Origin of the sequence: Streptosporangium sandarakinum (assembly GCF_050942225.1) — a bacterium.
Lineage (GTDB): Bacteria > Actinomycetota > Actinomycetes > Streptosporangiales > Streptosporangiaceae > Streptosporangium > Streptosporangium nondiastaticum.
Genome location: NZ_CP192034.1, coordinates 2,401,407 through 2,421,688 on the forward strand (window position 1 = coordinate 2,401,407; position 20,282 = coordinate 2,421,688).

Consider the following 20,282-nt stretch of genomic DNA (forward strand, 5'->3'; position numbering starts at 1 on the left):
CAGGGGCCCGGCCGGCGACGCCGGCGGGGCCCCTGGCGCGCGCCTACTCGGGTCTTCTGTCGTGGACGGTGGCGAGCTCGGCGAGCCCCGAGATGGCCAGGACGGGGGACAGCAGGTCGTTGGCGATGACCGTGATGCGGTCGGCGTGGGTGAACAGGACGCTCAGGCCCGCGCTGTCGAGATACTCGACGTCGGTCAGGTCGAGGACCAGGGGGCCCGGGGCGCGGTCGAGGGCGGCGGCGAGAACGTCGGTGTTGCTCATGTCGATCTCACCGGCGACGGTCAGGAGGGCGACCCCGTCCGGGCGGTGTCCGGGGGTGAGGGTAAGGGGCGTGGTCATCAGGCGATCCTCATGAGCATGTCGACGGTGGTGCCGGACGGGCCGGGCGTGATGGTGACCTGTTGCATCATGGCGCGCATCAGGGCGACGCCGCGGCCGCGGTGGGCGTTCGCCTCGGGCCGGGGAAGTTTCCATCGGCCGCTGTCGGCGACGGTGAGGCGCAGGTTGTCGACGAACGCCTCGGCCCTCAGGCGGACGATGTCGCCGGGGGCGTGGCGGTGGCCGTGCTCGATGGCGTTGGCGCACGCCTCACCGGCGGCGACGAGGACGTTCTGGATGGTCTGGGCGGGCAGGTCGCACTGGGCGAGCCAGTTCCGCAGCGCGCTGCGGACGGGTGCGAGCTGGGACGACTCGGCGGGGAAGGACACCTCCAGCGGCGTGGGGTGGCGGTAGAGCAGCAGGGCGACATCGTCGTTGTAGCCGTCGGCGGGCGCCAGGCGGCTCATCACCTGCGTGGCGAGATCGTCGACGGCGGCGTCCCGGCCGTCCTGGACGGCCCGGCTGGCCCGGTCGATGCCCGCGTCCAGCGGGTGACGGCGACGCTCGACCAGGCCGTCGGTGTACAGCATGAGCGTGGCGCGGGCGGGGATGACGGTCTCGCTCTCGGGGCGGGCCCTGCCCGGCCGGGCGGCCAGGGGAATGGAACGCCCGCCGTCGAGCAGGCTGGTGGTGCCGTCGGGGTGGGCGAGGATGCCCGGCGGGTGCCCGGCGCTGGAGTAGGTCAGGAGCCCGGTCACCGGGTCGAGGACGCCGCAGAAGGCGGTGGTGCACTTCGCGCCGGGGACGCCGGCGGCGAAGTGGTCCAGGGCCATGAGGGTGCGGGCCGGACTGGCGTCCTGCAGGAGCAGCGCGCGGCACGCGCTTCGCAGCTGCCCCATGACGGCGGCGGCCTCCACGCCGTGCCCGACGCAGTCGCCGACGACGATGCCGATGCGCCCGTCGGGCAGGGTGATGGTGTCGTACCAGTCGCCGCCGACCTCCAGGGGGCGGGTGGCGGGCTCGTAGCGGACGGCGAACCCGTCGGGAAGCCGGGCGGGACCGAGGATGGCGCGCTGCAGCGCGATCGCCGTCTCGCGTTGCTGGTCGATCTGGTGGGCGCGGACCAGACCCTGGGCGAGATATCCGGCCAGCAGCGACAGCAGCAACTGGTCCTCGCCGGTGAAGGGCCGGTGGCCGCCCAGATCGACCCACAGCGCCAGCGGGCCCTCGGGATGCTCCAGCAGGACTCCCATCCCGGTGCGGTCGGCGACGGGAGCCAGCGGAGGCCGCTCCCGCAGGCCGGCGAGCGCCCGGCGGTGTTCGGCGGAGAGCCCGTGCCAGCTCATCGACTCGTCGGTGGCGGTCAGGGTGGGCTCGTCGCCGTCGAAGACGGCGGCCAGCACGCACCGGGCGCGCCACAGGCCGTGCAGCTCCCGCAGGGCGCCGGCCAGCGCGTCGGGGAGGCTCACGGCCCGGGACAGGGTCGTGCTCAGCGAGGCGAGGGCGCTCTCACGCTGGATGGCGTAGTGCTCGGCGGTGACGTCGCGGAACGTGCCGACGACGACGCGGCGCCCGGTGTCGGGGTCCTGCGCGTGGTTGAAGCTGGCGCTGACCCACACCCGGTGCCCGTCGCGGTGGATGACGGGGATGGTGTAGCCGCCCTTGTCGCGGCCGAGAAGGTCGGAGAAGGCGTCGGCGACCTGCCGGTGGGCCTCCGGGTCGGTGTCGGCGTCCGGCCACCACGGGTGGATGGGCGCGTAGGGCAGGTCCTCCGGGCCGTAGCCGAGGACGTCGGTGAACGCGCTGTTGATCTCGACGACGGCGCCGTTCTCGTCGCAGACGAAGAACGCCTCCTGCAGCGAGTCCACCAGGGCGGTGCGCCAGCGGGCCTGGTGCTGGCGCAGGCGCGCCATCTCCATGTTGGCCCGCACCCGGGCGAGCAGCTCCGCGGCGGCGAACGGCTTGACCAGGTAGTCGTCGGCTCCGGCCCGGAGGCCCTCGATGGACTCCTCCTGGCCCGCCCGCGCCGACAGCAGCAGGACGGGGACGGCCGCGGTGCGCGGGTCGCTGCGCAGCGCCGAGACCAGGGCCAGGCCGTCCATGCGGGGCATCATCACGTCGCTGACCACGAGGTCGGGCGCGTCGGCGCGGATGGCGTCCAGGGCATCCCACCCGTCGCCCGCGGTGCTGACGAGGTATCCGGCGCCCTTGAGAAGACGGACGAGGTAGTCGCGCATGTCGGCGTTGTCGTCGGCGACCAGCACCCGCGCCGAAGCGGCCGGGCCGGCGCCGGGGGAGGCGGAGGCGTCGTGGGGCGGCGTCTCCGCGGCGTCCGCGGTGAACGCGGCGTCGTCCGCCGGCAGCCAGCGCAGCGCCTCCTGGACGTAGGGGGCGGCGGCGGCGGAGCCCGCGGCGGCGGAGTCGGCGGCCGTCCCGACCGCCTCGGGGGGCAGGTGCGCGGAGCCGAACGGCAGGCTGATCGTGAAGCGGGTGCCCTCGCCCTCGGCGCTGTCGGCGACGATGGTGCCGCCGTGCAGGCCGACCAGCTCCCGGACGAGGGCCAGTCCGATGCCGCTTCCCTCGTTGGACCGCGAGCGGGCGTTGTCGATGCGGTGGAACCGCTCGAACAGCCGCGGCAGCTCCTCGGCCGGGACGCCGATGCCCGTGTCGGTGACGGTCACCACCGCGTGGTCGCCCTCCCCGCGCACCGTGACGCCGATCGAGCCCTCGAAGGTGAACTTCAGGGCGTTGCTGAGGAGGTTGAGGATCACCTTCTCCCACATGCCGCGGTCGATGTACACCGGCTCGTCCGTGGGGGCGCAGTCGACCCGGAACTCCAGGGCGGCCCTGTCCACGGCGGAGCGGAAGAGGCTGGCCAGCTCGGCGGTGACCGCGGCCAGGTCGACGGGTTCGTAGTGGGCCCGCATCCGGCCGGCCTCGATGCGGGAGAAGTCCAGGAGGGTGTTGACCAGCTTGCCCAGCCGCAGTCCGTTGCGGTGGATGGCCTCCAGTTCGTCGCGCACCTGCGCGTCGGCCCCCTGCAGCCGGGTGCGCAGCTCCTCCACCGGCCCCATGATCAGCGTCAGGGGGGTGCGGAACTCATGGCTGATGTTGGAGAAGAAGACGGTCTTCGCGCGGTCCAGCTCGGCCAGCTCCTCGGCTCGCCGCTGCTGGGCCTGGTAGCTGCGGGCGCTGGCGATCCCCGCCGCGACATGTCCCGCGGCCAGCTCGATGAACCCGCGGTAGGCGTCGTCCAGGGGCCGGTACCGGTTGAGCGCGGCCACCAGGAATCCGTACGGCGTGCCGCCCTGCTGCAGCAGCGGCACCACCAGCGCCTGCGTGGGCGGTTCCGTCCAGTCCCCGGACGGGAGGTCGGTGAACGCGTCACCGCCGAGTGCCACGAGCACCGGCTCCCCGCGGGTCGGCGCCGCCGTGGGCCACATCCCGTCCGGATCGTCGAGCGGCAGGGTGGCCGGGGCGACCGGGTGCCCGGCGGGGATCCCGGTCGTCCCCGCCAGCCGCGCGCAGCCGTCGTCGAGCAGGTAGGTCAGCGTGAACGGAAGGTCCTGCAGGTTGCGGCCGAGCTGGCGGCAGGCGAAGGCCAGCATCTCCTGCTCGGTGCGGACCACACTCGGATCGGAGCCGAGGTCCCGCAGCGTCGCCATCCGCCGCTCGCCGATGACCCGATCGGTGTCCTCGCTGACGACGCACAGCATGCCGACCACCGTGCCGGCGTCGTCCCTGAGGGGGCTGTAGGAGAACGTGTGATAGGTCTCCTCCGGGTAGCCGGCCCGCTCCAGGAACAGCAGCAGGGCCTCGTCCCAGGTCGCCTTCCCCGTGGACAGCACGGTGTCGATCCGCGGGCCGATGTCGCCCCAGATCTCCGCCCACACCTCGTCGGCCGGCCGGCCCAGCGCCCACGGGTACTTCCGGCCCAGGGTGTCGCGGCGGTAGGCGGCGTTGCAGAAGAAGGTCAGTTGCGGCCCCCACGCCATCCACATGGGGAACCGGGACGCCAGCAGGATGCTCACCGCCGTCTGCAGGCTCTGCGGCCACTCGGCCGGCGGCCCGAGCGGGGTCGCCCGCCAGTCCACCACCGCCAGGTTTTCGCCGACCTCGTCGTCGGCGGCGAACACCTGAGCCCCGGCAGCTCTCACCGGTCCGTGCTCAGCGTCGTCGCGGTGCGTCATCTGACACCCTTTCTTCGCGCCGGGCCCAGCCTCGCGCGCCGGGTTCGTCACCGTGCCGCCGCACGACAGGCGCCGTCCCCGCCTGCGGAGATCGGTGGCGCGGCCTGCGGGGCCGGCTGACCGTCCACCGGACGAATCTGCATAAACCAGGGCATTGGTGAGGCGACGGTGACGGGCAGCATATCTCACCGAAGTGCGGAATCCGGCCGCGGAAGTACCGCACGGTGCCCTATCCTTGCCCTCCCGTGCCGCCGCGATCCGCGTCTCCCGGCGAGACCCGCCGACCGCCCCGCGGCCGGGAACGCCCGTGACCGGCGGGACGTCACGGACCCCTGATTCGGCGGGTACGCGATGGCTCCGGTAAAATCGGTCGGTCCGTTTAAAACGATTTCTTAACGAACCAATCGCCGTGAAGGCAATAGGAGGTGCGGCATGACGACGGCTGCCGAGCTGCAGACCGTGCTGACCGTTCCGGCGCGTTTCCGCGGGCCGGAGGGCACCGCGAACGGCGGATGGATCGCGGGCACGGTCACCGAGGCGTTGCACGGCGCCCGGCACGACTCGGCCGTCGAGGTCACGCTGCACGCGCCCACCCCGCTCGACACCGAGCTGGAGCTGCGCCACCTGGCCAACACCGCCACCCTCACCCACGACGGCACCCTCCTGGTGGAGGCCATCTCGGTCGCCGAGGAGCTCGACGCCCCGGGGTTCGTGCCGTTCAACGAGGCGGCCCGCGCCGAGGGCGGCTTCGCCGGCTTCACCGCCCACGCCTTCCCCGGCTGCTTCTCCTGCGGTCTGCGCACGCCCGGCGACGGCCTGCGGATCTTCCCCGGCCCGGTGGCCGACACCGGCCTGGTGGCCGCCGGCTGGCGGGTGCCGATGACCGTCACCGACACCGACGGCGTCGTCCCTGACGCGATCGTCTGGGCCGCGCTCGACTGCGCCACCGGCTGGGCGCATTTCAAGCCCGGCGAGTTCGCCCTGCTCGGCCGCCTCACCGCGCGGGTCCACCGCCGCGTCTACCCCGGCGGCACCTACTCCGTGGTGGCCCGCGCCACCGGCCGCGAGGGCCGCAAGATCTTCGGTGAGAGCGCCGTGTACGAGGTGGACGGCACCCTGGTCGCCGCCGCCAAGGCCACCTGGATCGCCCCCGCCTGATCCGCCGTACAGCCGGATCCTCCAGACCGCCTGATCCCTCCGGAACGTCTGGTTTTCCGGGCCGTCTGGTTTTCCGGGCCGCTCGACCCGCCCGCCGCCGTCGCGGCGGGCGGCCGTCCTCAGAGAGCGCGGGCGGCCCGCTCCCGGAGGCGGGCGCGGCCATACCCCGCCGGAACCGCCCCACCGGCCGGCGGCGCCCCGGCGCGGGGACCGTTCCGGGAGACTCCGTGCCCGCGGATCAGCGGGTCAGCCGGTCGGCGACCAGCGAGGCGCAGCGGTCGTCGAACAGGATCGTGTAGTGGTTGCAGTCGTCGACCACCTCGTCGCGCAGCCCCGGCAGCCGCCCGGCCCAGACGGCCGCGACCTCCTCGGGCAGCATGCCGACCGGCTGGTCCAGCAGCCCGCGCGGCGCCCGCAGCAGCGACAGCGGCGACCGCGCCGCACGCAGCGCGTCGCCGATCGCCTCTCCCTCGGTGAGCAGCCACCGGCCGTCCCGGCGGACCGGTTCCGCCTGGACCCGCGAGCGCACGGCCCCCTCCGGGCCGGTCGCGTCGTAGCGGACGTACTCCTCCACCTCCGGCCGCCAGGCGCCCGCGAAGGCCGGGTGGGCGCGGAAGAAGTCCACGTACGCCTCGACGCTGGGGAAAGTCCGCTCCAGCCGGGTGAGGGCCGGGCCGAGCGTGGCGGCGAGCACCGCGTCGGGGTCGGCGCCCGGGGCCTGCGGCAGCGGCAGCCCGCCGTCGATCAGCACGACCTTCGCGTAGTCGCGGCCGGCCGCGGCGAGGGCGGCGACGTAGGCGCCCATCGAGTGGCCGGTCAGCACGATGTCCCGCGCCGCGCCCACCGAGTCGGCCACCAGGTTCACGTCCTCGGCGTGGTGGGGCAGGCCGTACGGGCCGGGGAGATCGGCGCTGTGGCCGCGGCCCCGCAGGTCCATCGCGACGAGCGACCAGCCGGCCGGCAGTCGCCGGGCGACGGCGCCCCAGGACATGAGGGAGGCGGTGATGCCGTGCACCGCCACGACCACGCGCGGCCCGGTGCCGAACCGCGCGACGCGCAGCGCGCCGCCGGGGACCGCGACCTCGCCGAAGACGGGACTCACAGCGCTCACCGGCTCACCACGCTCTCCTCGGAACCCAGGTTCCGGCCAGTCTGCCACCCCGGTCACCGTCCGGTCATCACGATCCCCCGAAAAGCGGCATCGGGGACTCGCGGCGCTGCGCCGTAAGATCCGGTCATGAGGTCCTGAAGGTCACCGCCGTGCGTCTCCGGCCGCCGGGGCGGACCATCGGGGCGTCATCCGCGCTCGTGACCGTGAAGACTGCTCGTGACCATGAGACGACTCGTGACCGTGAAACGACTCGTGACCGTGAAAACTGCTCGTGACCATGAGACGACTCGTGACCGTGAGACGGCTCGTGATCGTGAAGACGACTTGTGACCGTGAGACGACGGAGGGCCGGTGGGGACCGTGCCACGCATGCAGACGACCGCCGGGCGGCTGGCCCGGCTCGGCTTCGCCGACGGAGCCAGGGCCGAGCGGCTGCTCGGTGAGCTGGGACCCGAGGCGGCCGGTGACCTGGACCTGCTCGACGCCCTGGTCGGCACGGCCGACCCCGACCTGGCCCTCACCTCCCTCACCCGGCTCGTCGAGCGGGACCCCGGCGGCCCCGGAGACTCCGGCGGTCTCGGATACCCGAGCGGCTCCGGGGACCCGAGCGGTCCCGCCGCCCCCGGCCTCCTCGGCGCGCTCCGCGCCGACCCGGGCCTGCGCGCGAGGCTGCTCGGCGTCCTCGGCGTCAGCGCCGCCCTCGGCGACCACCTGGTCAGGCACCCCGAGCACGTCGCCCTCCTCGCCGGCGAGCGGGCCGTACGGCGCCCCGCCTCCCGGGACCTGCGGGCCGGGCTGCTGCGCGCGGTCGGCGCCGACCCCGGCGACCCCCGGCCCCGCGCGGCCGGACACGGCACCGAGACGCTGTCGGCGCTGCGCGCCGCCTACCGCGGCCGGCTGCTCCACCTGGCCGCCCGCGACGTCACCGGCGCCGCCTCCCTCGCGGAGGTCACCTCCGAGCTGTCCGACCTGGCCGGGGCCGCGCTGGAGGCGGGCCTCGCCGTCGCGCGGGCCGAGCACCCCGGCTCCGAAGCGGTACGGCTGGCCGTCATCGGGATGGGCAAGTGCGGGGCCCGCGAGCTGAACTACATCAGCGACGTCGACGTCGTCTTCGTCGCCGAACCGGCCGAGGAGGGCGGCGACGAGACCGAGGCGGTCCGGCACGCCACCCGCCTGGCCCAGGGCATGATGCGGGCCTGCTCGGCCACCACCCCCGAGGGCGCGCTGTGGGAGGTGGACGCCGCGCTGCGCCCCGAGGGCAAGGCCGGACCGCTGGTCCGCACCCTCGCCAGCCACCTGGCCTACTACCGGCGCTGGGCCAAGACCTGGGAGTTCCAGGCGCTGCTGAAGGCCCGCCCGGTCGCCGGCGACACCGAGCTCGGCGAGCGGTACGTCGAGGCGGCGAACGAGATGGTCTGGCAGGCCGCCACCCGCGAGAAGTTCGTCGAGGACGTGCAGGCCATGCGCCGCCGCGTCGAGGACCACGTCCGCAGGGACACCGGCGAGGCCGCCGAACGCCAGCTCAAACTGGGACCCGGGGGCCTGCGCGACATCGAGTTCGCCGTCCAGCTCCTCCAGCTCGTCCACGGCCGCCTGGACCCGCTGCTGCGCCGCCGCGCCACGCTCCCCGCGCTCGCCGCCCTGTCCCGCGGCGGCTACGTCGGCCGCGACGACGCCAGGACCCTCGCCGAGGCGTACGCGTTCCTGCGCCGGGTCGAGCACCTGCTCCAGCTCCACCGGCTGCGCCGTACCCACGTCGTGCCCGCCGACCCCGCCGACCTGCGGCGGCTGGGCCGGGCGCTGGGCATGGCCGGTGACCCGGTGGAGGCGTTCACCGCCCGCTGGCGGCGGCACGCCATGGAGGCCCGGCGGCTGCACGAGAAGCTGTTCTACCGGCCGCTGCTGCTGGCCGTGGCCCGGCTGCCCGAGTCCGAGACGCGGCTGTCGGCCACCGCGGCCCAGGCGAGGCTGGAGGCGCTCGGCTACACCGACCCCGCCGGGGCGCTGCGCCACATCAGCGCCCTCACCAGCGGCGTCTCCCGTCGCGCGGCGATCCAGCGGACCCTGCTGCCGGTCATGCTCGGCTGGTTCGCCGACGCCCCCGACCCCGACGCCGGGCTGCTGGGCTTCCGGCGGGTCTCCGACGAACTCGGCACCACCCCGTGGTACCTGCGGCTGCTGCGCGACGAGACTGCGGTGGCCGAGCGGCTCGCCCGGCTGCTGGGCACCAGCCGCTACGCCACCGGGCTGCTGCTGAACGCCCCCGAGGCGGTGGCGATGCTCGGCTCGGACACCGAACTGGCCCCCCGCCTCCCGGAGGCGCTGCTGAGCGAGGCGCGGGTCACGGCGGGCCGCCAGACGACGGCCGAGAACGCGGTCGCCGCGGTGCGCGGCCTGCGCCGCCGCGAGCTGTTCCGTACGGCCGTCGCCGACCTCACCGGGCACCTCGACGTCGAACGGGTCGGCCAGGCGCTGTCGGCGCTGAACGACGCCACCCTCCAGGCCGCACTGGACGCCGCGATCGACAAGGTCGAGATGGAACGGCGTGCCCCGCTGGGCACGAGGTTCGCGGTGATCGCCATGGGCCGTCTCGGCGGTGCCGAGCCCTCCTACGGCAGCGACGCGGACGTGATGTTCGTCCATTCGCCCCTGGAGGGCGTCGCCGAGCGGGAAGCCACCGCCGGCGCCCACGCGGTGGCCAACGAGCTGCGGCGCCTGCTGGCGCTGCCCGCCCCCGACCCGCCGCTGCTCATCGACCCCGACCTGCGCCCCGAGGGCCGTCAGGGGCCGCTGGTGCGCACCCTCGCCTCCTACGCCGCCTACTACCGGCGCTGGTCGTCGCCGTGGGAGTCGCAGGCGCTGCTACGGGCCAGGCTCTCGGCCGGCGACGCCTCGCTCGGCACCGCCTTCCTGGAGCTGGCCGACCCGCTGCGCTACCCGGCCGACGGCATCCCCGACACCGCCGTGCGGGAGATCCGCAGACTCAAGGCTCGTATGGAGGCCGAGCGGCTGCCGCGCGGCGCCGACCCGGCCCTGCACACCAAGCTCGGCCCGGGCGGGCTGTCCGACGTGGAGTGGGTGGCCCAGCTCCTCCAGCTCCGTCACGCCGGGCGGCTGCCGTCGCTGCGGACCACCCGCACCCTGGAGGCGCTGCGCGCCGCCGTCGCCGAGGACCTGCTGCCGTCCGACGACGAGGCCGCGCTCGCCGAGGCGTGGCGGTTCGCCTCGCGCGTCCGCAACGCCATCGTCCTGGTCAGGGGCAGGGCCGCCGACTCCATCCCGGTGGACGTCCGCGAGCGCGCGCTCATCTCCCAGGCCCTGGGCTACCCGCCGGACGGCACCGAGGACTTCGTGGAGGACTACCGCCGCGTCACCCGCCGCGCCCGGCGCGTCATGGAACGGGCTTTCTACGAGGACTGACCGACGCCGCCGGACATCGGGCCCGCGGGCCGTCCCGGGGTGGTGTCCCGGGGCGAGGGTTCGTTGTGGCCGCTCCCGGTCGTCCCCGTCTCTTTCGCCGATCCCATTGCGCCCCGTGGGACGGACGTGTATCAACGGTGCGGGTGATCCACATTGATATCGGTGTACATCGACCTGGCCATCGGCCTGGTGCTTGCCTTCCTGTTCCTCTCGCTCATGGTGAGCGGAGCCAACGAGGCCCTCGTCCGGCTGTTCGGCATCCGTAGCAAGTTCCTGTGGGCCTACCTCCGCGACACCCTGGACGGCGGCCGGGGGGACGGCCGGTCATGGGTTCCGGCGAAGGTGACGGACGTCTTCGCCCGGTTGCCGTTCTCCGGCGCCGACCCGCGCCCCCGCCACGAGGCGGAGCCCGCGCCACCGGTCGTCGAGCCGGTGCCCGCCGGCGTCGCGCCCGACGCCGTGTCCGTCTCCGGGCCCACGCCCGCCGACCCCGACCCCGTCGACCTCGCGCCCGCCGATCCAGCGTCCGCCACCGGTGCCGCGCCCGCCGATCCAGCGCCCGCCACCGGTGCCGCGCCCGCGGGGACGGCGCCCGCCGCGGACGCCGTGTCCGCCGGCGTTCCCGCGTCCACCGGTGATCCCGTGTCCGCCGCCGACTCCGGGCCCGCCCCGCGGGTGGACATGACCGAGCGCCTGTACGAGCGGTTGCGCGAGATCGACCACCCCAAGGGCGCGCGGACCAGCATCTCCGACATCCCGCCCGAGCGGTTCTCCGGGGCGGTGATGGAGCTGGTCGCCGCCGAGGAGGGCGGGGTCGAGGGCCTGCTCGCCAAGCTGGAGGCCATCGGCAGCCCGCTGGCCGGCCACCTGCGGGGCGTCTGGGAGAGCGCCCAGCGCGACCTCGGCCGGTTCCGCAAGGGCGTGGAGAACTGGTTCGACGGCGAGATGGAACGGCTGTCCGGGCTGTACCGCCGCTACGTCAAGTGGGTGATCTTCGTCCTCGCGCTGGCGCTGACGCTGGTGTTCGGCATGGACTCCCTGGAGTACGGCAAGACCCTGCTGCGCGACAACGCCTACCGGGCGGGGGTGGCCGCCATCGCCGGAGGCGGCGGCGAGGGCCTCGCGGCGCTGCGGGAGAAGTGCGCCGTGTCCGGCACCGCCGAGCCGTACGACTGCGTGACCGAGGCGTTCAGCTCGCCGGCGCTGGTCAAGATCTTCGACCACTCCCTGGTGAGCGTGACGATCCCCCCGGACGGCGAGCGCGACCCCTCCTTCAACTGGAACGGCGCCTCGTGGTGGGACCGGCTGATCAGCCCCGGCCACTGGCCCGGATACCTGATCACCGTGGTCGCCCTGCTGTTCGGCGCGTCCTTCTGGTGGGACGTCCTGCGCCGCCTGACCGGCCTGCGCGACCGCCGTTCCGGATAGGGCCGGTACGGCCACGGCGGCCAGGCAGGCGCGGCCGCCGCTCCGGATAGGGCCGGTACGGCAGCGGCGGCCCGAGACGGTTCCCCGCGGTTCCGGCGGCCGTCCCCGTGGTGTCTCCGCGCCGGACGGGCCAGCCGTCGTGGTGTCTCCGCGCCGGGCGGGCCAGCCGTCGTGGTGTCTCCGCGCCGGGCGGGCCAGCCGTCGTGGTGTCTCCGCGCCGGGCGGGTCAGCGGCCCCGCAGCGCCGCCAGGATCCGGTCCACGTGGACCAGAGGGTCGTCGCCGATCGGGCGGAGCACCACCGTGCCGGCCCCCGCGGCCCACAGCGCCCTGACGTGCTCGGCGGCCTCCTCGGCCGTGCCCGCGGCCATCGGCGCCTCGTCCGGGGCGATGCCCAGGAACGACGCCGTTTCCTCGGCGGAGGGCCGGACGGCCTCGCGGACCCGCGCGGGGTCGTCGCCGACGTACAGGTGGGTGAACACCGCCACCTCGTGGCCGCCGTCCGGGCGGTCACCGCCGTCCGAGCCGTGCTCGCCGTCCGGGCCGTCACCGGCGGCCTGCCCGCCGGCGCCGATCAGCTCACGGGCTCCGGCGATCCGCTCGGGGCCGAACCCCTCCGGCAGGATCGTCCCCTGCGCCACCCGCCCGGACAGCTCCAGTGAGCGCGGTCCCATCACCCCGGCGAGCACCGGCGGCGGCACGGCCGGCGGATGCACCAGCCGCATCCCGTCGAGCCGTACGGCCCGGCCCCGCGTGGTGACCGTCTCGCCGCGCAGCAGCGCCCGGACCGCCAGGACGGTCTCCTCCAGCAGCGCCAGCGGCGAGGGCACGGCCGCGCCCGCCCGCCGCATCCAGTCCTGGACGCCGTGGCCGATCCCGGCGGCGAGCCGGTTCGGATGCATGCGCGCCAGGTTGCCCAGCTCCATGGCCAGCAGGACCGGGTTGCGCAGCGGAGCCGGGGTGATCCCGATGCCGACCCGGATCCGCCCGGTCACGGCGAGCGCGGTGGCGGCCGAGGAGACGGCCCCCGTCCAGCCGAGGTCCTCGACCACCCAGACGTCGTCCACCTCCGTGGCGTCGAGGTGGCGGCAGAAGGGGACGAGCGTCTCCGGGGGGAGGTCGCGGTCGAACATGACGCCGAGGCGCATGGGGACTCCTGAGATCATCTTCGCGGATCCTCACCGTAGCGGGAAGGCGCCCGGACGGTCACGGAGGGCGGGACGGTCCACGGCGCCGATCCGAGGGGTCGCCTCGGGCCCCAAGGGGGGCAGGTATCGGAAGTAGCCGGCGAGCCCCTTGACGGCGGTGACCGGGTCGATCCGAACCTCGGTGCCGGTCCGCAGCGCGTTCACCATCTCACCCCCGCCGACGTAGATGCCGACGTGGTGCGTCTTCACCGTACGCTTGCCGACCTTGCCGTAGAACACCAGGTCGCCGGGGCGGGCCTGGTCGGCCGGCACCCGGGTGAGCCGTCTGACGTGGTCGTCGGTGTTGCCCGGCCCCAGGACGTCGCGGCCGTAGGCCAGGTGGTAGACCCACCTGGCCAGCCCGGAGCAGTCGAGGCCCAGGGTCGTGGTGGCCGGGCAGGGCCGGATCCGGCCGGTGTAGCCCTGGCAGGTGCCGTAGGAGGGGCCGGGTGCGGCGTCGTGGCCGCCGCCCCAGGAGTAGGGGATCGACCCGCCGGACCAGCCCGGCCGGTGGCCTCCGGCCTCGATCGAGAAGGCGATGGACGTCACCCGGTTCAGGGCGGCCGGCAGGAGCGGCGCGGAACCGCTGGTGAGCACCAGGACCCCGGCGAGCACGGCCGCGACCGCCCGCCTGCGGCGCCGGTCCGGGTCGCCTGCGGCCGTCGGGTCCGCCGAGGCCGCCGGATCGCGGCGTCCGGTGCCGCCTCCGGGCCGCGCCGTGTCCACCGCGGCCCGGTCGCCCGGGTCGTTCCGCGAGATCCGCGCCATCCCGCTCACCCCCGCTCCTCGGCGCAAGTCAGGTCAATTCTGCCTAATCCACTCGCCGGTCGCGCTCGATCGTCCCTTCCGCCGGCCCGCCCGAACCGGGGGAGGAGCCATCGGGGGCGGGGAGGAGCCCATCAGGAGGAGGGGAGGAGCCATCAGGAGGAGGGGAGGAGCCGTCAGGAGGAGGGGAGAGGATCGGCGGGAGCGGAGGAGCAAACGAAGAGCCCGTGGCAAGGCGCACGGCCTTCCCACGGGCTCTTCGATTCCACGACCTCGCGGCGCCGCCTCGCGTCACTCCTCGCGAGGCCGGCCGCGCGGTGACCGATCAGACGTCGTAGTACAGCTCGAACTCGTGCGGGTGCGGGCGCAGGCGCAGCGGGTCGATCTCGTTCTCACGCTTGTAGGAGATCCAGGTCTCGATCAGGTCCGGCGTGAACACGCCACCCTCCAGCAGGTACTCGTGGTCGGCCTCCAGCGCGGCCAGCACCTCCGGCAGCGAGCCCGGCACCTGCGGGATGTCACGGGCCTCCTCCGGCGGAAGCTCGTACAGGTCCTTGTCGACCGGCTCGGGCGGCTCGATCTTGTTGCGGATGCCGTCGATGCCGGCCATGAGCTGGGCGGCGAAGGCGAAGTACGGGTTGCAGGACGGGTCCGGCACGCGGAACTCGATGCGCTTGGCCTTGGGGTTGGACCCGGTGATCGGGATGCGGATGCACGCCGAGCGGTTGCGCTGGGAGTAGACCAGGTTGACCGGCGCCTCGTAGCCCGGGACCAGGCGGTGGTAGGAGTTGATCGTCGGGTTGGTGAAGGCCAGCAGCGACGGGGCGTGCTTGAGCAGGCCGCCGATGTAGTAGCGGGCGGTGTCCGACAGGCCGGCGTAGCCCACCTCGTCGTAGAACAGCGGCTCGCCGTCCTTCCACAGCGACTGGTGGCAGTGCATGCCGGAGCCGTTGTCCCCGAAGATCGGCTTGGGCATGAACGTGACCGTGTGGCCGTACTCCTGCGCCGTGCTCTTGACGATGTACTTGTACAGCATCATCGTGTCGGCGGACTTGAGCAGCGTGTTGAAGCGGAAGTCGATCTCCGCCTGGCCGGCGGTGCCGACCTCGTGGTGCTGCATCTCCACCTCGACGCCGGCGTCGATGAGGCGGCGCACCATCTCCGAGCGCAGGTCGGTGAAGTGGTCCATCGGCGGCACCGGGAAGTAGCCGCCCTTGAAGCGCGGCTTGTAGCCGAGGTTGCCGCCGTCCTGGGCCTTGCCGGTGTTCCAGGCGCCCTCGATGGAGTCGATGTGGTAGAAGCTCGAGTGGGCGCTGGTCTCGAACCGCACGTCGTCGAAGATGTAGAACTCGGCCTCGGGGCCGAAGTAGACCGTGTCGGCGATGCCGGTGCCCTTGAGATACTCCTCCGCCTTGCGGGCCACGTTGCGCGGGTCGCGGCTGTAGGCCTCACCCGTCAGCGGGTCGTGCACGAAGAAGTTGATGTTGAGCGTCTTGTGCTGCCGGAAGGGGTCCAGGACCGCGGTGGACGGGTCGGGCAGCAGCAGCATGTCCGACTCGTGGATGGCCTGGAAGCCGCGGATGGACGAGCCGTCGAACATCAGACCGTCGGTGAAGACGCTGGCCCCGAAGTTCTCCGCGGGGAAGGTGAAGTGATGCGTCGTCCCCGGCAGGTCGGTGAACCTGACGTCGACGAACTGCACGCCTTCGTCCCTGATGAAATTCAGGACGTCGTCGGCGGAGTTGAACACGCGAACCTCCCAAGGGACACGGGCTGACAGTGCCGAACGTAGGACTGCGCCGTTACCACTCCGTGTCTCGACTGTTTCACTCATGTTAAGCACGACCTCCGTCCACGGTAGCCGCCCGGACACGCCCGGTTGCGCTGATACATCGACTTTTGCCGGAGTTTCACGTCCCGTCGCCGACTCTCGTCCGTCCTCGCCCGTACGGTCCCGGTGACCGGCGCGGGCGGATTCGGGGGCGGCGGCGCGGGCGGATACCTTTGGGGCATGAGCAGCAGGCAACCCCGCTGGACCCAGACGTGGCTCGGCGGCGTCCGATCGGCAGGAGTCGACCTCGGTCGCCCGGGGGAACGGCTCGGCCTGCCCGAGCACGGCAGCGGATCGGTCGCGGGGTTCGGCCGCAGGCTCGGCGCACTGGTGATCGACTGGCTGATCTGCGCCTGGGCCATCACCCAGGGGCTGCTGCGGATCGACCCCACCCAGGGAAGCTGGATCCCGCTCCTGGTCCTGGCGGCCGAGTACATCCTGCTGGTCGGCACGATCGGCATGACCCTCGGCATGCGCCTGCTCGGCATCCGGGTCGCCGCGCTCGGCGGCGGACGGCCGCCCTTCCTCTCCGTGGTGGTGCGGACCGTGCTGCTCTGCCTGGCCGTACCGGCCATGATCTGGGACCGCGACCAGCGCGGCCTGCACGACCGCGCGGCCGGCACCGTGGTCGTGCGCATCTGAGCTCCGCGGCGCCGAAAGGGTACGGCGCGGCGGTCAGGCGGGCCGGGCGCAGCTGAAGATCGCGGTGCCCGGCAGGTGGCGGCCGCGCAGCGGGCTCCAGCCGCCCCACTCGCGCTCGTGGCCGTCCGGCCACTCCGGCTCCACCAGCCCCTCCAGGACCAGCCCGGAGGCGACGACGTGCCCGATCCAGTCGGCCAGCGTGCGGTGGTGCTCGACGTAGGACGGCCGCCCGTCGTCGCCGATCTCCACGTACGGGGAGCGGTCGAAGTAGGACCGGTCGGCGGTCAGGCCGCGCGGGCCCGGGTCGTCGGGGAAGGCCCAGCGGATCGGGTGGCTGACCGAGAAGACCAGGCGCCCACCGGGACGCAGCACGCGGCGGGCCTCGCGGAGCACCGCCCCGGCGTCGGCGACGAACGGCAGCGCGCCGTACGCCGAGCACGCCAGGTCGAACGACTCCCCGGCGAACGGCATGGCCTCGGCGTCGGCCTGGACCACCGGCAGCGGCTCGCCGCCGTCGCCGCCCAGGTCGATCCGGCGGGAGTGCTGGAGCTGGCGGAAGGACAGGTCGAAGGCCGCGACCCTGGCGCCCCGCGCGGCCAGCCACCGGCCGCACTGCCCGGCTCCGCAGCCGATCTCCAGGACGTCCTTGCCCTCGACGTCGCCCAGCAGGCGCGCGTCGGCCTCGTCCAGGCCCTCCGGACACCAGACGAAGCCCGCGTCGCGCAGGAACCCGCCGTGCTCGGCCTGGTAGTCGTCGGCGGCGGAGTCCCACCAGCCGCGGTTGGCCCGGGAGGTGCCGGCGGCGTCCACCCGGCGCCGTGCCACCCCTGCGAGGTCCATCGGCGGGCCGGCCCGTCAGCGCATCTTCGGGCGGGGCATCCGGCCGCCGCGCGGCAGCGGGCCCTTGGGCATCGGCAGCGTCTGCGGGAGGGCCTTCAGCCGGTTGTTGACCTCGTAGACGGCGGGCTTCTTGAGGTTGCGCGGCAGCTTCATCAGGTGCCGCTGCAGCTTGCCGATCGGGATCTGCCCCTCGCCGTCACCGGACTGGATGTCGTAGACCGGGACGTCGAGCGCGACCCGCTGGACGCGCTTCTTCTCCGCGACGAGCATCCGCTGCACCCGCGAGCCCGGCCCCTCGGAGACCAGGACGATGCCGGGGTAGCCGACCACGCGGTGCACGATGTCCTGGTCGCGGTTGACCGCGACGGCCGGGGTCACCTCCCAGTTGCCGCGCATGCTCTGCAGGATCGCCGCGGCGGCGCCCGGCTGGCCCTGCAGCATGGAGTACTGGGCCCGCTGGGCGAGCTGGCCGAAGACGACCAGCCCGACGATGAGGGCCGCCATCACCCCGATGAGGAGGAGGTACCAGAACCAGCCCGTGACCAGACCGAGCACGACGAACAGCACAAGCGTGCCGAGCGCCGACGCGTAGACGATCGGCATCCCCTTGGGGTTGGCCTGCTTGATGATCTGAGCGATCATGCGGAGCTGCTTGACGCGCCCCGGGCGCTCTTGGTCTTCGGGCTTCTTCGCCATAGTTATGAAGGATACAAATCGAGTGGGCAAGAGATGAAAACGTGACCTGATGGCCGACCGGCCCGGCCCCCGCCCAGCCCCCGCCCGCGCCGCCGCGGGTACACGGTGACGCGGGCACACGGCGGGCGCGGCCGGGAGCCGTACGGCGGGCCGTACGGCGGCCTCAGGCGTTCTGGCGGGCCTCGATGGCCTGCTGGTACAGACGGCCGGCGCGGTAGGAGGAGCGGACCAGCGGGCCGGACAGGACCCCGGCGAAGCCGATGGCCTCGGCCTCCTTCTGCAGCTCGACGAACTCCTCCGGCTTCACCCAGCGGTCCACCGGGTGGTGGCGCGGGGTGGGGCGGAGGTACTGGGTGACGGTCAGCAGGTCGCACCCGGCCTCGTGGAGGTCGCGCATGGCCTGCAGGACCTCCTCGCGCTCCTCGCCCATGCCGAGGATCAGGTTGGACTTGGTCACCAGACCGGCCCGCCGGGCCTTGGTGATCACTTCCAGGGACCGCTCGTAGCGGAACGCGGGGCGGATGCGCTTGAAGATCCGCGGCACGGTCTCGATGTTGTGGGCGAACACCTCGGGCCGGGCGGAGAAGACCTCCTCCAGCTGGGCCTGGTCGCCGTTGAAGTCGGGCACCAGCAGCTCGACGCCGCAGCCGGGCACCGTCGCGTGGATCTGCCGGGCGGTCTCGGCGTACAGCCACGCGCCGCCGTCGGGCAGGTCGTCGCGGGCGACGCCGGTCACGGTGGCGTAGCGCAGGCCCATCTGCCGGACCGACTCGGCGACCCTGCGCGGCTCGTCGGTGTCGTACTCGGCGGGCTTTCCGGTGTCGATCTGGCAGAAGTCACAGCGCCGGGTGCACTGGTCGCCGCCGATGAGGAACGTGGCCTCGCGGTCCTCCCAGCACTCGTAGATGTTAGGACAGCCGGCCTCTTCGCAAACCGTGTGCAGACCCTCGCGTTTCACCAGCGACTTCAGCTCGGTGTACTCAGGGCCCGTCTTCAGCCGGGTCTTGATCCACGGGGGCTTGCGCTCGATGGGGGTCTGGCTGTTGCGAACCTCCAGGCGGAGGAGCTTTCGGCCTTCAGGAGCAACGGTCACGCCATTCAGCTTATGTCCCCGGCGGACAGCGGACGCACCCGGTACCCCGTGGCGACCTGCGGCGCGCCGCCCGCCCCGCGCGGCGGATCGGGCCCTCGGACCCCGCTCCCGGCCCGAGGTTCCCCGGCCCCGCCTCCCGGGCCGCCCCACCGGCGCGCCTAGGGGCGGAAGAGGTCCTCCTCGAACAGCTCGAAGGCCCGCGCGCCGAGCGCCTCGGCCAGGCGCTTCTCGGCGTACGGCGTGACCTCGTCCACCACGATCCGGCGGCCGGTCTCGGCCGACAGCGAGGACACCCCGGCGTCGCTGATCCCGCATGGGACGATCCGGTTGTACCAGCTCGGGTCGTTGGCGCAGTCGAGCGAGAACCCGTGCATCGTCACGCCCCGCGACACCCGGATGCCCACCGCGCCGACCCGGCGGTCCGGCAGGCCGTGCGAGGGGTCGCCGGCCACCCAGACGCCGCTGCGCCCCGGCACCTGTACGGCGGGCACCCCGAAGTCGGCGCAGACGCCGAGCAGGGTCTCCTCCAGCAGCCGGACGTAGGAGGCCACGTCGAGCGGCCCGCCGAGCTTGACGATGGGGTAGCCGACGAGCTGGCCGGGACCGTGCCAGGTGATCCGGCCGCCCCGGTCGACGTCGATGACCGGGGTGCCGTCCGTGGGCCGTTCGCCGGGGGCGGTGCGCTTGCCGGCCGTGTAGACCGGCGCGTGTTCGAGCAGCAGGCAGGTGTCGGGGATCTCACCGGCCACCCGGCGGGCGTGGAGCCGCCGCTGAAGATCCCAAGCCTGTTCGTAGGGGAAGTCGACACCGAGACGGACTATCGCCAGGTCACTCACGTACCAAGAGTAGTTGACCCGGCCCCGCTCATGCGGTGAGAAGCCGGGGCTCTATGCGGAGCTCTTTGACCCCTCCGGCGCCGTCGTGCTCGACCCGGTAGGCGTAGCCCTTCGGGGAGACGGTGACGGCCTGGATGAACTCGGTGCCGACGTAGTGCAGCCCGACGCCCTCATCGGCGGCGTAGCCGCCCGGCAGCTCGCCCGAGGCCACCGACCCGTGCAGCAGTTCGCGGCGCTGCGGGTCGGAGTCGTAGTGCACGCCGCAGGAGTAGGGGAGCAGCCCCAGGCCGTCGGCCCACACCCGGAGCTCGGGGCCGAAGGAGTCGGTGTTGCCGCCCACGTGCCAGCACAGCGCCCCGGCGCTCTGCCCGGACAGCACCACGCCCGCCCGCCACGCCTCGGCGAACGCGTCGTCCAGGCCGTGCAGCCGCCACAGCGCCGCGAGGTTGGCCACGCTGCCGCCGCTGACGTAGATGACGTCCTGGCTGAGGATCCACTCGCGCGGGTCGGCGACGTTGGGCATCGGGAACACGGTCAGGTGGCTGACCTCGACGTCCCAGTCGCGGAACGCGCCGTACATCTTCAGCAGCCAGTCGGCGTCGTCACCCGTGGCGGTGGCCAGCAGGCCCAGCCGGGGGCGGTCCTGCCCGGTCAGGTCGAGGGCGTAGCGCAGCAGCGGGCTCGCCTCGATGAACCCGTGACGCTCGGTCTGGCGGAAGGAGCCGCCCCCGATGGCGAGGATGTGCGACTGCCCGGACCTGCCCATA

15 protein-coding genes are annotated in these 20,282 nt (G+C 73.5%); 4 read left to right on the top strand and 11 right to left on the bottom strand.

Annotation, left to right across the window (positions count from 1 at the left end):
• Window positions 1–43 precede the first annotated feature (43 nt).
• A complete protein-coding gene (locus ACQP10_RS11290; RefSeq protein WP_346020459.1) occupies window positions 44–340 on the bottom strand; it encodes an STAS domain-containing protein in 297 nt (98 codons plus the stop codon).
• On the bottom strand, window positions 340–4,509 hold the full coding sequence (locus tag ACQP10_RS11295; protein WP_346020458.1) for a SpoIIE family protein phosphatase: 4,170 nt from the start codon (window positions 4,507–4,509) through the stop codon (window positions 340–342). Before ACQP10_RS11295 ends, ACQP10_RS11290 begins: the two co-directional genes overlap by 1 nt.
• A gap of 432 nt (window positions 4,510–4,941) precedes the next feature.
• Between ACQP10_RS11295 and ACQP10_RS11300 the strand changes: the two genes are divergently transcribed.
• Window positions 4,942–5,667 carry a PaaI family thioesterase gene (locus ACQP10_RS11300; RefSeq protein ID WP_346020457.1) on the top strand — a complete coding sequence of 242 codons (726 nt, stop codon included), beginning with the start codon at window positions 4,942–4,944 and terminating at the stop codon, window positions 5,665–5,667.
• 238 nt (window positions 5,668–5,905) lie between these two features.
• Here the strand turns inward: ACQP10_RS11300 and ACQP10_RS11305 are convergent, their stop codons facing one another.
• The gene (locus ACQP10_RS11305; RefSeq protein WP_346020456.1) at window positions 5,906–6,778 is read right to left on the bottom strand and encodes an alpha/beta hydrolase; all 873 of its coding nucleotides are present in this window, start codon (window positions 6,776–6,778) and stop codon (window positions 5,906–5,908) included.
• A gap of 369 nt (window positions 6,779–7,147) precedes the next feature.
• On the opposite strand from ACQP10_RS11305, the gene ACQP10_RS11310 reads away from it, so the two are divergent.
• Both ACQP10_RS11310 and ACQP10_RS11315 read left to right on the top strand, forming a co-directional pair.
• Window positions 7,148–10,198, top strand: coding sequence for a bifunctional [glutamine synthetase] adenylyltransferase/[glutamine synthetase]-adenylyl-L-tyrosine phosphorylase (locus tag ACQP10_RS11310; protein ID WP_433541322.1), 3,051 nt, complete (start codon window positions 7,148–7,150; stop codon window positions 10,196–10,198).
• Between the two features lie 162 nt (window positions 10,199–10,360).
• Window positions 10,361–11,626, top strand: a complete 1,266-nt coding sequence (locus ACQP10_RS11315) for a hypothetical protein (protein WP_389997845.1) — start codon at window positions 10,361–10,363, stop codon at window positions 11,624–11,626.
• 226 nt (window positions 11,627–11,852) lie between these two features.
• Here the strand turns inward: ACQP10_RS11315 and ACQP10_RS11320 are convergent, their stop codons facing one another.
• From ACQP10_RS11320 to glnA, 3 genes are all read right to left on the bottom strand, one after another.
• Window positions 11,853–12,791, bottom strand: coding sequence for an LLM class flavin-dependent oxidoreductase (locus ACQP10_RS11320; RefSeq protein ID WP_399499630.1), 939 nt, complete (start codon window positions 12,789–12,791; stop codon window positions 11,853–11,855).
• A gap of 12 nt (window positions 12,792–12,803) precedes the next feature.
• The gene (locus tag ACQP10_RS11325; RefSeq protein ID WP_433541895.1) at window positions 12,804–13,580 is read right to left on the bottom strand and encodes a C40 family peptidase; all 777 of its coding nucleotides are present in this window, start codon (window positions 13,578–13,580) and stop codon (window positions 12,804–12,806) included.
• 322 nt (window positions 13,581–13,902) lie between these two features.
• Window positions 13,903–15,327 carry a type I glutamate--ammonia ligase gene (gene glnA, locus ACQP10_RS11330; protein WP_433541323.1) on the bottom strand — a complete coding sequence of 475 codons (1,425 nt, stop codon included), beginning with the start codon at window positions 15,325–15,327 and terminating at the stop codon, window positions 13,903–13,905.
• A 261-nt stretch (window positions 15,328–15,588) separates the two neighbouring features.
• Here glnA and ACQP10_RS11335 point away from each other — a divergent pair, with 261 nt between their 5' ends.
• Complete coding sequence (locus ACQP10_RS11335; protein ID WP_346020452.1) at window positions 15,589–16,050, top strand: RDD family protein; 462 nt, start codon at window positions 15,589–15,591, stop codon at window positions 16,048–16,050.
• 33 nt (window positions 16,051–16,083) lie between these two features.
• Here ACQP10_RS11335 and ACQP10_RS11340 read toward each other — a convergent pair whose 3' ends face one another.
• The 5 genes from ACQP10_RS11340 to ACQP10_RS11360 all read right to left on the bottom strand — a co-directional run bounded on the left by ACQP10_RS11340 (window position 16,084) and on the right by ACQP10_RS11360 (window position 20,281).
• Window positions 16,084–16,890 (bottom strand): class I SAM-dependent methyltransferase, encoded by an 807-nt coding sequence (locus ACQP10_RS11340; RefSeq protein WP_346020451.1) that lies wholly within the window; start codon window positions 16,888–16,890, stop codon window positions 16,084–16,086.
• A 15-nt stretch (window positions 16,891–16,905) separates the two neighbouring features.
• Window positions 16,906–17,586 (bottom strand): DUF4191 domain-containing protein, encoded by a 681-nt coding sequence (locus ACQP10_RS11345; protein WP_179818585.1) that lies wholly within the window; start codon window positions 17,584–17,586, stop codon window positions 16,906–16,908.
• A gap of 163 nt (window positions 17,587–17,749) precedes the next feature.
• Window positions 17,750–18,679: a lipoyl synthase gene (gene lipA, locus ACQP10_RS11350; protein WP_346020450.1), complete on the bottom strand. Its 930-nt coding sequence runs from the start codon at window positions 18,677–18,679 to the stop codon at window positions 17,750–17,752.
• Window positions 18,680–18,837: 158 nt separating this feature from the next.
• Window positions 18,838–19,515: a lipoyl(octanoyl) transferase LipB gene (gene lipB, locus ACQP10_RS11355; RefSeq protein ID WP_189244613.1), complete on the bottom strand. Its 678-nt coding sequence runs from the start codon at window positions 19,513–19,515 to the stop codon at window positions 18,838–18,840.
• A gap of 28 nt (window positions 19,516–19,543) precedes the next feature.
• Window positions 19,544–20,281: a peptidase E gene (locus ACQP10_RS11360; RefSeq protein WP_346020449.1), complete on the bottom strand. Its 738-nt coding sequence runs from the start codon at window positions 20,279–20,281 to the stop codon at window positions 19,544–19,546.
• Between the last annotated feature and the right edge of the window lies 1 nt (window position 20,282).

Coding starts and splice junctions, on each gene's coding strand:
- ACQP10_RS11290 (WP_346020459.1), bottom strand. CDS start 340: ATGACCACGCCCCTTACCCTCACCCCCGGACACCGCCCGGACGGGGTC.
- ACQP10_RS11295 (WP_346020458.1), bottom strand. CDS start 4,509: ATGACGCACCGCGACGACGCTGAGCACGGACCGGTGAGAGCTGCCGGG.
- ACQP10_RS11300 (WP_346020457.1), top strand. CDS start 4,942: ATGACGACGGCTGCCGAGCTGCAGACCGTGCTGACCGTTCCGGCGCGT.
- ACQP10_RS11310 (WP_433541322.1), top strand. CDS start 7,148: ATGCAGACGACCGCCGGGCGGCTGGCCCGGCTCGGCTTCGCCGACGGA.
- ACQP10_RS11320 (WP_399499630.1), bottom strand. CDS start 12,791: ATGATCTCAGGAGTCCCCATGCGCCTCGGCGTCATGTTCGACCGCGAC.
- ACQP10_RS11325 (WP_433541895.1), bottom strand. CDS start 13,580: ATGGCGCGGATCTCGCGGAACGACCCGGGCGACCGGGCCGCGGTGGAC.
- ACQP10_RS11335 (WP_346020452.1), top strand. CDS start 15,589: ATGAGCAGCAGGCAACCCCGCTGGACCCAGACGTGGCTCGGCGGCGTC.
- ACQP10_RS11340 (WP_346020451.1), bottom strand. CDS start 16,890: ATGGACCTCGCAGGGGTGGCACGGCGCCGGGTGGACGCCGCCGGCACC.
- ACQP10_RS11345 (WP_179818585.1), bottom strand. CDS start 17,586: ATGGCGAAGAAGCCCGAAGACCAAGAGCGCCCGGGGCGCGTCAAGCAG.
- ACQP10_RS11360 (WP_346020449.1), bottom strand. CDS start 20,281: ATGGGCAGGTCCGGGCAGTCGCACATCCTCGCCATCGGGGGCGGCTCC.